The sequence below is a fragment of the Methanolobus sp. genome, from assembly GCF_016278365.1.
Taxonomy (GTDB): Archaea; Halobacteriota; Methanosarcinia; order Methanosarcinales; family Methanosarcinaceae; genus Methanolobus.
Map to the genome: position 1 here is coordinate 174,258 of NZ_JADQBZ010000008.1, position 15,382 is coordinate 189,639.

General features: G+C 37.2%; 13 protein-coding genes and 1 tRNA gene. 9 read left to right on the top strand and 5 right to left on the bottom strand.

Translation table 11 applies throughout. The features are described 5' to 3' along the window. The first annotated feature begins 27 nt into the window (after window positions 1-27). Window positions 28-570: a DJ-1/PfpI family protein gene (locus tag QZZ22_RS09435; RefSeq protein WP_292464311.1), complete on the top strand. Its 543-nt coding sequence runs from the start codon at window positions 28-30 to the stop codon at window positions 568-570. Window positions 571-696: 126 nt separating this feature from the next. Here the strand turns inward: QZZ22_RS09435 and QZZ22_RS09440 are convergent, their stop codons facing one another. After that, on the bottom strand, window positions 697-1,473 hold the full coding sequence (locus QZZ22_RS09440) for an MBL fold metallo-hydrolase (RefSeq protein ID WP_292464312.1): 777 nt from the start codon (window positions 1,471-1,473) through the stop codon (window positions 697-699). An 81-nt stretch (window positions 1,474-1,554) separates the two neighbouring features. Here QZZ22_RS09440 and QZZ22_RS09445 point away from each other — a divergent pair. Then, window positions 1,555-1,639: transfer RNA gene (locus tag QZZ22_RS09445), tRNA-Leu, on the top strand. Window positions 1,640-1,820: 181 nt separating this feature from the next. On the opposite strand, the gene QZZ22_RS09450 is transcribed toward QZZ22_RS09445, so the two are convergent. Together QZZ22_RS09450 and QZZ22_RS09455 are read right to left on the bottom strand one after the other, a co-directional pair. Further along, the gene (locus QZZ22_RS09450) at window positions 1,821-2,891 is read right to left on the bottom strand and encodes a DGQHR domain-containing protein (RefSeq protein ID WP_292464313.1); all 1,071 of its coding nucleotides are present in this window, start codon (window positions 2,889-2,891) and stop codon (window positions 1,821-1,823) included. 11 nt (window positions 2,892-2,902) lie between these two features. Continuing rightward, window positions 2,903-3,523 carry a hypothetical protein gene (locus tag QZZ22_RS09455; RefSeq protein WP_292464314.1) on the bottom strand — a complete coding sequence of 207 codons (621 nt, stop codon included), beginning with the start codon at window positions 3,521-3,523 and terminating at the stop codon, window positions 2,903-2,905. 143 nt (window positions 3,524-3,666) lie between these two features. On the opposite strand from QZZ22_RS09455, the gene QZZ22_RS09460 reads away from it, so the two are divergent. The 3 genes from QZZ22_RS09460 to QZZ22_RS09470 all read left to right on the top strand — a co-directional run bounded on the left by QZZ22_RS09460 (window position 3,667) and on the right by QZZ22_RS09470 (window position 8,923). Beyond that, entirely contained in the window at window positions 3,667-6,027 is a 2,361-nt protein-coding gene (locus QZZ22_RS09460; protein ID WP_292464315.1) for a DEAD/DEAH box helicase family protein, read from the top strand. A 103-nt stretch (window positions 6,028-6,130) separates the two neighbouring features. Then, on the top strand, window positions 6,131-7,366 hold the full coding sequence (locus tag QZZ22_RS09465; RefSeq protein WP_292464316.1) for a restriction endonuclease subunit S: 1,236 nt from the start codon (window positions 6,131-6,133) through the stop codon (window positions 7,364-7,366). A gap of 3 nt (window positions 7,367-7,369) precedes the next feature. Further along, window positions 7,370-8,923, top strand: a complete 1,554-nt coding sequence (locus tag QZZ22_RS09470; protein ID WP_292464317.1) for an N-6 DNA methylase — start codon at window positions 7,370-7,372, stop codon at window positions 8,921-8,923. Window positions 8,924-9,065: 142 nt separating this feature from the next. Here QZZ22_RS09470 and cas1 read toward each other — a convergent pair whose 3' ends face one another. Together cas1 and QZZ22_RS09480 are read right to left on the bottom strand one after the other, a co-directional pair. Further along, window positions 9,066-10,280 carry a CRISPR-associated endonuclease Cas1 gene (gene cas1, locus QZZ22_RS09475; RefSeq protein ID WP_292464318.1) on the bottom strand — a complete coding sequence of 405 codons (1,215 nt, stop codon included), beginning with the start codon at window positions 10,278-10,280 and terminating at the stop codon, window positions 9,066-9,068. Continuing rightward, on the bottom strand, window positions 10,277-11,137 hold the full coding sequence (locus tag QZZ22_RS09480) for a hypothetical protein (protein WP_292464320.1): 861 nt from the start codon (window positions 11,135-11,137) through the stop codon (window positions 10,277-10,279). The genes cas1 and QZZ22_RS09480 overlap by 4 nt, the downstream gene beginning before the upstream one ends. 162 nt (window positions 11,138-11,299) lie before the next feature. Here QZZ22_RS09480 and QZZ22_RS09485 point away from each other — a divergent pair, with 162 nt between their 5' ends. Genes QZZ22_RS09485 through QZZ22_RS09500 form a run of 4 tightly spaced genes read left to right on the top strand, consistent with a single transcriptional unit; the run spans window position 11,300 to window position 15,159 of the window. Then, entirely contained in the window at window positions 11,300-11,449 is a 150-nt protein-coding gene (locus QZZ22_RS09485) for a hypothetical protein (protein ID WP_292464321.1), read from the top strand. Beyond that, window positions 11,446-12,090 (top strand): ubiquitin-like domain-containing protein, encoded by a 645-nt coding sequence (locus QZZ22_RS09490; RefSeq protein WP_292464322.1) that lies wholly within the window; start codon window positions 11,446-11,448, stop codon window positions 12,088-12,090. Before QZZ22_RS09485 ends, QZZ22_RS09490 begins: the two co-directional genes overlap by 4 nt. 25 nt (window positions 12,091-12,115) lie before the next feature. Beyond that, a complete protein-coding gene (locus tag QZZ22_RS09495; RefSeq protein ID WP_292464323.1) occupies window positions 12,116-12,466 on the top strand; it encodes a hypothetical protein in 351 nt (116 codons plus the stop codon). Then, entirely contained in the window at window positions 12,463-15,159 is a 2,697-nt protein-coding gene (locus tag QZZ22_RS09500) for a DNA polymerase (protein WP_292464325.1), read from the top strand. The genes QZZ22_RS09495 and QZZ22_RS09500 overlap by 4 nt, the downstream gene beginning before the upstream one ends. Window positions 15,160-15,382: the final 223 nt, after the last annotated feature.

Here is a 15,382-nt window from a genome sequence, read left to right on the forward strand (position 1 = left end):
TAATATTTGATAATTTAGAGTGATAATATGACAGGATCAGATATAGCAGACAAGAAAATACTAATGGTCATAGCACAAAAGAATTTCAGGGATGAGGAGTTCTTTGAACCCAGGGAGATATTTGAGGATGCAGGAGTGGATATAACAGTTGCAAGTAATAGTATGGATGAGGCTGTAGGTATCCTTGGCAGGAAGGTGAGACCTGATATTAGTATTGATAACGTCAATATTGCGGAGTTCGATGCTGTGGTTATTGCCGGTGGTGGGGGTTCAAGGGAATACCTCTGGTCCAATAAGAAATTGCACAAACTTGTCAGGGATGCACATGAGCATGAAAAAGTAGTTGCTGCGATATGTATCTCTCCCGTGGTCCTTGCCAGGGCAGGTGTGCTTGAGGACAGGAGGGCTACTGTATTCAAAGATTCCGCATGCATTAAGGAACTTGAGAAGGGCGGCGCTTCCTACGAGGATGAGGATGTTGTCATCATGGACAATGTGGTGACCGCCGCCGGACCAAAGGCTGCGGAAGAGTTCGGTGAGGCTGTTATCGAGGTTCTGGGAAAACTCTAGAAACTGCCGATGTCAAATTCCAGTCCTGTACTTTTTATCTGTAAAGGTCAAAATTAATAAGACCAACTTTCAGGGCAGCGGTGCTGGTGCACCGCGCCCCTGTGGGTATTTTTGAGGCCGGATGGACTATACCTCGATCTTCATCAGGTCAGAAGCAATGGTGATGTTGCCTTTAAAGTAGTTTATTATATGTTCTACAGCTTCTGCTTCACGTCCCTGCATGTGCGGGTAAAGATGTACAAGATAAAGATGCCCGACTTCGAGAGGATACTTTTGCATCATGCCGGTGAGCATATCCGGTGTGGCGTGATTCGTTGTCTCAAAGCCCAGAGGAAAGGAGCATTCATGGATAAATGCATCCGCACCGTCTGCGAACCTGAAGAGCATCTCCGAGGGCTCGGTGTCGCCGGTATAGACCACTGCCTTGCTCTTACTCTCCACCCGGTAAGCCAGTGAGGGAACACTATGGACCGTAGGCGTGCAGGTGATGATGCTGTCATCCCCTGTGTCTTCACCCCTGCCTTCCGGAGAGAATGCTTCTCCTCCGCGCAGCTCGGTTATCTCTACCTTGAACTTGTCCTGAAGATAGTCATAGGGCGCCATGACCTTGCCGAACCACTCCTGCGTTCCCTGTGGCCCGTAGATATGCACGGCATTTGTCGCGCCCGAGAGCCACCTGGCCTTGAGCAGCGCCAGCACGTCCCCCACGTGATCAAGGTGCAGGTGAGTCAAAATCACTGTATCGATGTCCGTATGCCCGTACCCCGCTTCCACGATCCTCCCAAGGACCCCGCAGCCGCAATCGAAAAGCACCGGCCTGTCGCCAATTTCCATGATCAGCCCTGACTGCACTCTTCCAACCTGCGGAATCCCGACACCTGTTCCAAGAAATGTTACCTTCATACTTATTAGAATAAGGGTTAAATAACTTAACTCTTATTAGTGGCTTACACTTCCAGAGCCAGTAACTCTGTTCTTCTCAATGCGAGGGTCGCCCAGCCAGGTCAAAGGCGCTGGACTTAAGATCCAGTATCGAAGGATTTCGAGGGTTCGAATCCCTCCCCTCGCATCTTGTTTTTGGGTAATAGGTATCCTGAAAAACAGATACTCAAAATTTTATGAAGTGTTGTTGAATAAAACTTGTTTATTTTGTGCGAAAACACTTAATAACATATTTGAAACAAGATTAAATTCATTAAAAAAGTTAAAATTTAGCGTATAACTATAATTACAATTATGTAAATATCCTACTAAAAAGTATTAGATTCGAAATCTTTTACACATTTGATTATGATATCAGCTAATTCCTTTTGCTCTTGCCTATTTGAACTAAAATGTTCTGAGGTTAGTTCTTTGTTTTGATTTTTAAGTTCATATTTAAGTTTTTCAAAAATTTCTGTAAAGAAATTAATTGACAGAGTCCCTTTCTTCTTACCTAATGAATATAATGGCTCGAAAGCAGTAAGAATTGCACCATATCCAAGTGTTTTTGAAAGGATATATTCATCAGGGTTATTCCATTCTTTTTCAAATACATTTTTGACAGCCGTAAATAGATTAAATAATATTTTATAAATTACTTCATCTTTATCATCTATAAAATAAGATCGCAATGGAACATTTTCATCAGGATCAAAAGGTATATCTTGCTTAGAACACCTCAAATCTTTATCTGGAGTCTTAGAAATTAAAGGTAGTAAATACTCTATGAAACTGCCTTGAGAAAGTGATTCCATTTCACTTTCTTTTCTACCTAGAACTTTTAATCTTCTATAAAATGGAGAATTGTAATCACTGTTTAAAAGTTTAGCAATTACGTGACATGTTTTCTGAGGACTCCTGTATGAACTCAATTCAAATAAATCATATATCAGCGATTTGGAAACTGGCCTCTGTGTGCTATTAATTATTGAAAAAACTTCGGCTTTTTCTTGATCGGTTAACCCGAACATGAAGATTATTGGAATATTAAATTTTACACGATACTCTGATCTCTTAAGACCTAAAAGTCTATGTTGACCATCAATAACTTCGCCTATAATATCTTCATCACAAAATTCAAAAACACTTTCATTTATTTTTAATCCTTTACTTTTATCTTTGTCAACAGCAATTATTATTGGAGTTGGAAAAGTTGCATTTGGATCAGAAGAATATTCTTTAATTTCTTTAATTCTTGGAGAGACTTCTTTTCGCTGAATTCCTTCATAGGAATCTGATTTTTCGTCGAACTTTCGTTGTCTAATTCTGGTACAATTTAGAATAGTTTCCACAGGTAACACGCTCATATAAAATGTACCAATTGGTTGCTCAACAGGCAACAGTGGTGCTTCTATTCTAATAAAATCCCCTCCCCATCATCCTCTACAGTGTCAACTTTATCCATTAACGCCTCTGTATCCGCGTCTGAGTCTATTTGATCATCTAATTTGTTATAACTAGGATAATCCAAATCCAAGTAAGATAAACAAAACAGATAAATCACCAATATTATAGAAAGAGTATGTACTGTAATTTGTATGAAATCTATACTTGAAGCTTCGTCTGTTCCTTTAGTAGCATACTCCACGAAAGTTGACATATACAATAAACTTAAGACAATTAAATCAACTACCGCAATTGAAATTGAAGAGAATTTATATGACATGAATGTAATTCTTTTTGCTTCCCTATTTCTAAGAATCATATCTATAAAAATTATTGATAAATAAGAAGCGCATAGAACTATCGAAATACTATAGAAGATACCCTGTTGAAAAATTAGTATTAATATTTCAGTAGGCTCCGACTGATTCTTGTAAGCTAAAAACACTGCTAGAACACCAATATGACTAACAATAACTGACAAAAACCAAATTATAAAAATTGAAGGTACTTTGAATACTACAGAGAAAGGCTTTAGAATTGAACCAAAGCATTCTATCAAAGATTTAGCCCAACTATGAGTACTCATAAGCTACATAAAATGTTTGATAGTTTATATCCTTTTTGTAATTTATTAAAGCTGAAAATAAATCTCTAATGAAAATAGAAAACATAACACATTTATAATTTATTGTACAATGCATACTACACAATAATTTATTGATGGTAAAAATGGGATATAACGAAGCAGATACCAGAGCAAAACTTATTGATCCAAAGCTTCATTCAATCGGTTGGAAAGAAGATCTAATAAGACGTGAAACTACTGCTGGTGCTGTTGAAATTATAAACGGCAAAACAAAAAGAAAAAGTGGTAAAGCTGATTACCTCTTATGCTTACCAACCACTAAAGGCCAAAATCCGTTGCCTGTAGCAGTTATTGAAGCTAAAAAGGAAGATGAGTTTGCTGGCTTTGGTATTGATCAGGCCAAGGAATATGCAAAGTATCTAAATGTTCCTTATGTGTTTTCAACCAATGGGCATTCCTTCGTATCCTATGATGCTTTTAATAAACTCTTTAGTGACGAGCTTCCTCTAAATCAGTTTCCTACGCCTGATATATTAAAATCTCATTATGAAACGGGAAAGGGTTTGTGCCTTGAAGATGAAATGGCAAAACCCTTACTTGTGCCCTATAAAGGTGGTCAATCAGAAAGGCGCTATTATCAGGATGCAGCCATTAGAGCTACATTTGAAAAGATAGCTTCAAAAAGGGAGAAATGGAACAGAGTTTTATTGTCTCTGGCTACTGGATCTGGTAAAACAAGAATAGCCTCTCAGATACTTTACAAGCTTGCTGAAACAGGACAACTCAGAAAGGCATTGTTTGTCTGTGACAGAAACGAGTTGAGAAAACAAGGCTTTGGCCGGATGTTTGCTGTATTTGGAGATAATGCTGATTTTGTTGAAAATAAAGATCCAAAGAAGAATGCTCGTATTATTGTTTCTACTTATCAGGCTCTTGGTATTGACGAAGACGGAGATGAATCGTTTTTCCTTGAGCATTTCCCGAAGAACTACTTTAGCCACATTATTATTGATGAGTGCCACAGGAGTGCTTGGAACAAGTGGAGCATTGTTCTGAAGAACAACACTGATGCAGTCCAGATAGGCTTAACGGCCACGCCAAGGCAGATTAGTGGAGGCAATGCAGATGAGAGAGGCACAGATGAGAAAATCAGCCAAAATAACATAGAGTACTTTGGTGAGCCTGTTTATGAATATCCATATCACAAAGGATGGGAAGATGGTTATCTGGCAGCCTGCGAGATTGTAAAAAGGCATCCTGATATTGATGATAGATTACTTAGTGGACAAGAGATCGTTAATATGGGTGCTAGGGATGCAAAGACAGGTAATCTACTGACAATTCATGATACAAGAGAAGCTTACGGCAAGAAAAACTATGAAAGAGATCTCATCTTGCCTGACAGAGTTAAAGCCATGTGTGAAGATCTGATGAATATGTTTGAAGAGACAGGCAGTCTCAAGCAGAAAACAATAATTTTCTGTGTAAACGACAAGCATGCTGGTGATGTGGCTAATACATTGAACAATCTCTACATTGAAAGAGGATTACCTGAATGTGAAAAGTTTGCTTTTAAGTGTACTCAAAAAGGAATCTCAGCAGGAATTCTTGGTGAATCTCAGGAAGTGCTTATAGCAAACATGAGAGGAAGCCAAAATTCTCATTTCATTGCAACAACTGTTGACTTACTAACAACAGGCGTTGATATTCCATGTATTGAAAATATTGTTTTCTTCAATTATGTAAATTCACCTATCCAATTCTACCAGATGGTAGGCCGTGGAACGAGAATTGATGAAGGCTTTAACAAGTATATGTTCCGGATTTATGATTATACAAATGTCACAAGGCTATTTGGTGAAGACTTCATTTCAAGTCCAAGACCTACACCTTCAAAGCCTTCAAAGAAAAACGAAGATGAGAAAAGAAAGATAGCAAAGGTTCAGGGCTATGAAGTAGAGATCAAAGACGAAGGGACCTTTATCCTGATGCGTGATGATGCCACAGGAAAAGAAAAGCCTGTCACCATAGAAGAGTACAAGGAACAGTTAGCAGCTTCTCTTGTGGATCAGGCCAAGGATATAGACCTTTTAAGAGAAATGTGGATAAATTCTGAAGACCGTAAACACCTTATTTCAGCTCTACCAGGCGGCAATCAAGGTGCATATTTATTGAGAGAATTGCTTGAACTAGATGATTGTGATCTTTTCGACCTGTTTGCTGAGATTGGATTTGGAGTTCCTGCCAAAACAAGAGATGAAAGGGTTGAAGCCTTTGATTACAAAAATAAGGACTGGCTTATGAGCTTACCTTCTGACTCCTCAGAAGTTATCAAGGCACTAGCAGACCAGTTTAGAGAGAATGGTATTGAAGAACTGGAAAGCAAGGATGTTTTCAATATTCCTTCTGTAAAAGTTGCTGGTGGTATAAGGGCACTTGGCAAGATTGGTGTGAAGGTTAGTACTCTGATTAGTGCTGTTAAGGAAAGATTGTTGGCTGCTTGAAACTTTTGAGCAGGTTTCTCGCAAACTGTTTTATTCTTCCATGTTATATTGAAGTCAAATTAAATATCTGTTTAAAGCATGAAATAACTGGAAGTTCTGAAAAATGGGAAAGGAAAAATTACCAGATGGATGGAGATGGAGCACCTTAAAAAAAGAATGTATCATTAATCCTAGAAAACCACAGTTACAAGTAGATGATCATCAAGGAACATCTTTTGTTCCTATGGAAGCTGTAGATGGTGATCGAGGAATAATTAGTGAGATAAAAGTTGTGCCCTTTCAAAAGGTAAAAAAAGGATATACTTATTTTGAAGAAAATGATGTCCTCTTTGCTAAAATAACACCTTGCATGCAAAATAAGAAAAGTGTTATTGCAAGAGGCCTAATTAATAAGTTTGGGTTTGGTAGTACTGAATTTCATGTGTTAAGGTGTAAACAGCATGTCATACCTGAATGGATATATTATTTTGTAAGAAACCAACAATTTATAAATGAAGCAGAAGGTAATTTTACAGGAGCTGTAGGCCAACAAAGAGTTCCAAAATCATTTCTTGAAGATTATCCGTTCATAGTACCACCCATAAGCTTTCAACAAAAAATTGTTGATCATATTGACAAGGAAATATTTCACTGTGGTCAGATGAAGAGAGAAATTAGGAAGGAACTAGAAACATTTGAAGATTTGATTACTAGCGTTTACAAAACGTCGTTTGAAAATGGATCGTTTCAAAAATATCCAATTGCATCAATCGGTGATGTGTGTATGAAAGTAACTGATGGTACTCATCACACTCCCAAATATACAAATCATGGTATCCCCTTCATATCGGTGAAAGATATTCGGCCGGATAAAATATCATTTGAAGGTACTAGATTCATAAGTGAAGATGAGCATAAACAACTGATAAAAAGATGCAATCCTAAAAAAGGTGATGTTCTTTATACTAAAGTCGGTACTACAGGTATTGCAAAACAGATTGATACTGATAGAGAGTTCTCTATATTTGTCAGTGTAGCTTTGCTAAAAGTAGATAATAATAAAATCAAACCAGAATATCTCGAAAAAGTCTTAAATTCTCCAATATGCAGGCAACAGGCAGTACATTATACAGAAGGAGCCGGTAACAAAAATTTAGTTATTAGAAATTTGGTCAAGATTAAGCTCCCACTCCCTCCACTTGATGAACAAACCATCACAATAGATCGATTGAACGAAAAGTTGAACATTTTATATGATGTAAGGGGAAAGCTTATCGAAAAAGAGACAGCAATAACCCTGCTACCTGCATCAATCCTAAATGAAGTGTTCGGAAAATACGAAATCCCAGAGAAGGTGTAAATCGTGGCTAAAAACAATGGAAGAAACGTTTCTGATCAGTCAAGCATGAACGCTTACATTAAATCAATATGTAATATCATGCGTAGGGACAATACTAAGGGTGCCATGGAGTATATTCCCGAACTTACTTGGATGATGTTTTTGAGGATTCTAGATGAGAAGGAAGAAGAAGAACAGCTACAAAGTGAGGCAGTAGGTGATAACTTTGAGCCGTCTCTAGAATATCCCTACAGGTGGAGAGACTGGGGAAGTCCTGATGGCAAAAAGAGAAAGGAACTTCAGGCAAGCCATATGAATGCTTTTCTTGATTTTGTCAATGAAGATTTAATTCCTCACCTGAAAGCTTTCGATGATCATGAAGAGAATCCAAACGCTACTAAGAGACAGAAGATAATCTCTCAAATATTCAGGAATCTCAATCATACAAGATTGGGTAGTGAAAAGAATCTACTGGATGTTCTGGACAAAGTTGAATATCTGACATCTGAAAACATAGATGATACACACCAGTTCCCTCTGTCACAAGTCTATGAAGGTTTGCTTCTCAAAATGGGTGAAATGAACAATGATGGTGGACAGTTCTTTACACCAAGAGAAGTTATAAGAGCAATGATAAAGGCTGTTAAACCTGATGTCAAACACAATGGTGAGTATGCAACCTTCTATGATCCTGGCTGTGGCACAGGTGGCTTTCTGGCTGAAAACTACACCTACTTAACCAATCCTGAACTATCCGACTTAAAACTTACTGCTTCAGATTACAGCCATCTCAAACATGATGCTTTCTGGGGTTTGGATAGCAGCTTTACAGCTTTCCCTATATCTCTTGCAAACCTTGTGTTACACGGAATTGACCAGCCACATATTGGCCTTAAGAATACTCTCAGTGGTAGAGTAACATACATGGACCTTTTTGAAGGAGCACCATACAAATTCAATTATATCTTTACCAATCCACCCTTTGGAGGAAAAGAAGGAGACGATGCAAAGGCCCACTTTGCTTTCAAGACAGGTAATACTCAAATATTGTTCATACAACACATTATTGACCATTTAACTGATGATGGAACCTGTGCAATGGTTATTGATGAAGGTGTGTTGTTCAGAACCAATGAGGCTGCCTTTGTACAAACAAAAAGAAAACTCCTTGATGAATGTAGCCTCTGGTGTATTCTGAGCCTTCCACAAAATGTATTCTTAAATGCAGGAGCAGGAGTTAAGACCAATCTTTTGTTCTTCACAAAGGGCAAGAGCACTGAGAAAGTTTGGTATTATGACATGTCTGATATTAAAATACTCAAGAAAAGTCCTCTAACACTTGATAAGTTTGATGATTTTCTTATGAGGCTCCATTCAGACAAGGAAGAAGACAAGATCAGTGAGAAAAGCTGGTATATGGATATTGATACCGTCAAGAAAAAAGAATATAATCTCAAGGCAGTCAATCCTAATATCACTGAAAAGGAAATACCAAAACCGGCTGAATTGATAAGGATAATTGAAGAATCTCAGGCAAAGATTAATGAAAGCTTACAGAAGCTCAAGGAATTAACTTGAGTTTCAATCATTTTTGTCTGTTCCTAGTCTCTCGTTTATGTATCTTGAAATTGTCTACAAGTAGTTATCTTTTCTGTCTCCTAGATTTGTCTCCCGAATTCCTATAACAAGCGACAAAAGAGACATCATGTCTCCTCCAAAATTAGGTAGTTGCAATAAGTTTCTCCCATTGCTCCAAGCGTTCTCTCACATGAGCATTAAGTGTAAAAGGCTTATCTGCCTTCGCATTTTGTTTCATGTAATGCAATGTTCCTTTTGAAAAACCTAGTTTTTTCCAATCAGAATATGAAATACTGAGTATCTTCTGTCGTATGTCGCTTGAGTCCTGTCGTTTTGTCTCATATTGTGGTTCTATGAAATCAATGTCCTTTCTTTTGTCACTTAAATATTGAGCCAATTCCCTAGTTTTCAGGAACATAACATAACTCCACATTGTCATATTCTCTTTGTAACTGACTCTCTTGTTGAACCATAAATTAATCTCTTCAGTTAGCTTCTTAGCTCCACTTGGTCTTAGCCTCAGTGAATAACTCTCAGTCCTAATGAAATCCTTGATTTCCATTCTCTCAGATTCTATCAGGCTAATTACTGCAAAATCAACAAGGAAGCGGTAAGGCTCTTGCAGATCATAAGCTAAACTGTTCTTGCTAGGTGTCATTTCGTGCAAAAAACCCACGTGAGGGTCTAGGCCCACAGCGTTAATGGCCCTTAGGCCCTCTGCCTCTAGCAAAGCGTAGCCGTAGTTAAGCATAGCGTTTACCATGTCCCCTGCGCCTGTGGCTCTTCGGCTCGAATCAATCCTTGATTCAAAATCGTATTTCTCAGGAATGGCTTTTGCAAATTCATTCCAGTATTTGTAGGCAACACCACCCTCTACACCCATTATTTCTTTGATGGTCTTAGCCTTCTTTAGTTTCTCAAAATCCTCTGTTAAATCATACTCGATTTCAGGATACCTTTGTTTGAGGTAATCAAGTACTACAAGAGTTTTGTCAAACTTAGCTTCGATGAAGTTCTTTGCTATGGTGACTCTTGCTTTTTCATCCTCAAAAGCATGATATTGAGCAAACTTTGTTTTGACGTTAGTGCTTTCAGGAGGAAGCATTGTTGTCAATAACTTGCCATCCCAGTTGAGAACTGATATCTGGACATTATGCTTTATCAGCCATCTGATTGCGTCAATTGTAAGGTTCCCGTTCTGACCATAAATGATAATGCTATCAATATCAATTCTTTTTGGAGAGAACACATATTCCTGAAGTTCATCAGTTGTCGAGAATCTTCCATCTTTGACACGTAATTTGGCATTATTTACACGGATATCTATGCCATTTCCATTCAACAGTAAAAATCTCATTTAAGATCACTCCTCAGAGTATTAACATTTCCATCAAGCAACGCTATATCTATACCCTTTCTTGCCTGATCTCTTATTTGAGAAAGAACCTTGACATTTTTGTGCTTACCTTTATTTCTCAACTCAATTTCAAGATTGAAAAGCTTCGTCCTATTCTTTTCGATTAACTTAGCAGCATATAGTTTATCATACTCATCTTTTACATCTGCAAAGTTTTCCATTGTTTCAGCATCTTTGATAAGTTGTTCAACTACAACTTCATCATCATACATGCAAAGTAAAGCAATAATATTCCCTCGAAGAACAGGACGTTGTTCAGACAGAGGTGGTATATTTCTCAAAAGCGATCTCAACTTGGTAAGCAGTAAGTTGGTGTCACTTGGTTTAATCTTTTTATCCACAATATAGTGATGAATAACTACCATTAGTTGATATGATAATTCAATGTCTTTTTCACTAAGATTTTTAACCAGAATATCTAATTGCAAAGGTTCTAGAATATAATAATTTTTATAAGTATCCATTTCCCCTAAAGCAGCTATTTTAGCTTCAGAATTACTATCATCAAATAGTTTAAAGACAGCATCAACATGCTTTTTTATTTCCGTATTCTCCTTTAGCAAAAAGTACTTTTCACGATAATCTGTTGGATTAATGCCATATTTTGTGACTTGTTTGGCAGACAATTTTTCTATGAATCCAGCTTCTTTCAAGTCCTCTAAGTGTCGAACAATTGCTCTAACACTGCGCTCACCTTTAAAGGCATCTAAAATATCTGCCCTCTTTACAATTCCATAGCTAGAGAGGTATTCTTTCAACTTTCCATCTAAGTCTTTGCTTTTCCCTTGTTTACTCACCCAAACACCTCTTTTTTTACAAATGTAATATTTTCTAAATATAAGCCAAATACATCTAAATAGTCATTATTTTTTTCTTAATTATATGACAAATAACATCAAATTAGATGTCATATTATAGGTCAAATTTGAATATAAACCATGCGGTTATTTTAGGTATTGATGAGAAAAATGTCACCAATAAACCGCTTAACAATAACATTATCTCCCTATTACAGGGAGAAACTCGAATTGATGTCGGACTTCTTTGGATGTTCCCAAGCTGAAGTTGTAAGAATTGCCTTGATGAAGCTCTGGGAGGAGGAGAGATGAGCAGACCAAGATTCTCTAAGGAGTATAGGACCTATGGTGAATGGCTCAAATCTATGCCAAGAGATACCAGGTATGCAAAAGAGATCATCAGGAAACACAAGCTCAACCCTTCAGCTACACTCAACACTCTTCGCAAAATCAGGGTATCGGATGTATCTCCAGCTCTGAAAGCGTACGCTATGCTTTCTCCTGAAGAAGCCGACATGAGAACGAGAGCCCTTTTAGCTTTAAGCAATCTAAGGAAAGGAAAGAACTTCACTTTAGCTGCAAAGGAGCAAGGAATCAGTGTAAAGGATGCTCTCAGACACCTTGGTAATGCTGTCTTTAAAAAGAGTGGCAAGTGGGTTGCCACAAAAACAGACAGCATTGAAAGGAATAGATGGATTTTCTCGAATGGTAAAAGAATCAGTGTTGTAGTCAATAGCTCAAGGGATGGATCTCTTATCAGCAGATATCTGAATGTTGTCAGGATTGCTCTGAATAAAACAAATAAAACTCTACTTGAACCTTTCAAAGATGTCAGGATAAAGGGAGTAGATGGTAAAGAATATCCACTTGAGACTGATCTTGACAAGCTATACGAGCTTAAGGAACAGATAGAAGATTCTGAATCATTGCCAGTATACGACAACAGAATCTGAACTTTTTGATAATTGAGGGTTAGGTTTGTCCAACGAAGATTTCATTTTACAGATAAAACAGCAAGCTAAGGATGAACAGCTTGTTAAAAATGGTATCTGTGAAATTTGTGGAGAAACCAACCCTTATGCACTGAAAATCTACGAAAATCACCATATTTCTACAAGAGCCTTTTCGAATGAAACAAGGGTTCTGTGTCTGAACTGTCATGCTGCTGTAACGCATTTTCAGAATGAACTGCCACCCAAGTTTAGGTCAAGTAAATTACCTTTAGAGAAGAGACTAAACTACATTTTGCTTACACACGCAGCATTAAGAAAACGTATGGATGAAGTTGAAATTGATCTTTTAAAACGAAGTTATGAGGGAATTGAATGAATAAAGTAGCTTTGCGAATATACCCTACGAAAAAAGAAAGTAACAAGAAAAAGAAGACTAACTTTAGATATGAGAAGGAAGTTCCTGAATTTACTAGAGTTTTTACTTTTGATACAGAAACAACGGCTGATGAATATCTTAACTTAAAATTTGGTTACTTTGATGTACATGAGAATGATGTTTTTCATTATGGTGGCCTCTTCTGGGATGAGAGACATGTTTCAGAGAAAGAATACAAGATACTAGAAAAATTCTCTAAAAAGCATAACATACGCTTGTTTTCTCTTAAGCAGTTTATCACGATATTCTATCTGGAAGTCTATGAAAGAAAAGCTCTCTGTATTGGATTCAATCTCAATTTTGATCTCTCAAGAATCATTCTTGATTATGGTCATGGAAGGTACTCAGGCAAAGACGGTTTTTCTTTTTTGCTCACTGAGGATACAACATACCCTAGAATACGCATAAAACATCTTACAGGGAGATCATACAATGTCGAGTTTACAAGAGCGAAGGGTAAGTACAGGAAGGAGAGGACGTTCAAAGGTCATTTTCTGGATATCTGTAATCTAGCATGCATTTTGACAGATAGCAAATCTCTTACTCTTGAAAAGGCATGTGACATATTTGATACACCAATAAAGAAGCAAAAAACAAAGAAGCACGGTGTGATCACTCCAAAATATATTGCTTATAACATTACAGATGTAAAATCCACTTATGAGGTATTCAAAAAAGTAAGGCAGGAATATGAAAGATACCAGTTAAATATTTCAATGACTGATGTCTACTCTGCTGCTTCTCTTGGAAAACAAGCCCTCAAACAATGCAATATCACACCTTTCATGGATCAAAATCCCGATTTTCCTCCAGAGGTTCTTGGAAAAATAATGAGTGGATACTATGGAGGGCGATGTGAATGCAGGATAAGAAAAACACCTACAAAGGTTACAGTACTTGACTTTTTCAGTATGTACCCAACTGTAACACTACTTCTTGATCTCTGGAAATTTGTTGTCGCAAAAAGTATACAATACACCGATGATACAGAAAATGTTCGTAGATTGATAGAGTCATTCACTTTAGAAGATGCACTAAATCCTGATATATGGAAGGATTTAGTTGTCCTTGTTGAAATTGAGCCTGAAGAAGACATTTTTCCAGTTAGGTCAAAGTATAGTGAAAAGGATGCGACCTTCAATATTGGAGTTAATAAAATAACATGGGACAAAAGACTGTTTTACTTCCTACCCGATGTTTTAGCCTCAAAGTTGCTTACAGGCAAATCTCCAAAAATCAAGAAGGCTATTAGGTTCATTTCAGAAGGCATTCAGGAGGATCTCAAGGAAACAGAGGTCTATGGAGTTCATGTAAATCCAAAAGAAGATAATCTTATCAAAGTCCTTGTTGAACGCAGGCAAGAGATTAAACAAAAAATGAAATCACTTCCTAGAGACTCACATGAATATGATGTTCTTGATGCACAGCAAAAGGCAGTTAAAATTCTTAATAATGCAACTACATACGGTATTTACATTGAAATGCATCCAAAAGATGAGGAAGATTTGACTGCATATAGCAATATTGATTATGAGACAAAAGGGATATTTGAAGAAACAGCAGCGTTTTTCAATCCGATAATCGGTGCATGCATTACAGCAGGATCACGTTTGTTAATTGCTATTGCTGAAAGGTATGTGATGGATAAAGGGGAAGTTCATGCATATATGGATACAGATTCAATTTTTGTTCCTCCACATCTTGCAGAGGAATTGAGCCACCTCTTTGATTCACTTAATCCTTATGACTTTGATAAGCCAATTCTGGAAATAGAGGATGGAATGGAACACATCTGGTTCTATGGTATCAGTTCCAAAAGGTACTGTTTGTTTAGAAAAGAAGGAAATAAAATCGTTATTCCCGAAGGAAAGAAACTCTTCTATAAACTACATGGTTTAGGACATATCACAAATCCTTTTAGTCTTGAATTGAAGGAAGGAGAACATTGGCACAAAAGATTATGGGATGACATTCTCAAAGTTCATTTCCATCCTGAAGAGTTAATTGATGTATTGGAGACTTACGACAATTATGCAGTTATCTCCATTTTTACTGTATCAACTGGAAATGTTCTATTACGCTTCAAGAAAATGAACGAAGGCAAGGAATTTTCTGAACAAATCAAACCTTTCAATTTCATGCTTGTTGGAAGTGGTGCAACAGTCAATGAGAAAGGAGAGAACATAAAACCCATTGCTCCTTTTAACAAAAACCCTCAGGTAGTAGTCGAGAAAAAGTGTATAGACTCTTATACAGGAGATATTTGTCAGGGGAGGCACCTCTGGAAGCCGTTAGCTGACGTGTTTCTTAGCTACATAAACCATCCAGAAGCCAAATTTGAAGGTGATATTGGTGTTCTACAAAGAAGACATCTAAAGCCCACAGGATGCGTGTATGTGGGCAAAGAAGCCAATAAGATTGAGATGCAGGAGTTGGATGGTATTCATATTGATATTTATCCCATAATTGAGGATATTAGGGAATTTGTACTCAACTTAAGTCCTGCTGAAGCTAGAGAAATAGGGATTAAGCACAGGAGTTCATTGAAGCAATTGAAGGATAGGGTAAGAGAAGGTGACTTTAATATGAGTACCAAGGAGATGAAGAAGGTGCTAAAAGCCATGTACTCTTAATTTTTCATCTTTCCTTTATTAGAAAGTAATATATAAATACGTAAAAGAATAATAGGCAATACTAACAAAAAAGAGTAAGTGATAAAAATGGGTGAAACATTAGAATTCTTGGAAGGTATATGTGAAGGCTGCAAGTATTTTGAAAACTGTAGATGGGATTATAATCCTGAAGAATGTCCACATGCAGATTTCAGCTAAATAAAGAAATAAAACACACATGAGT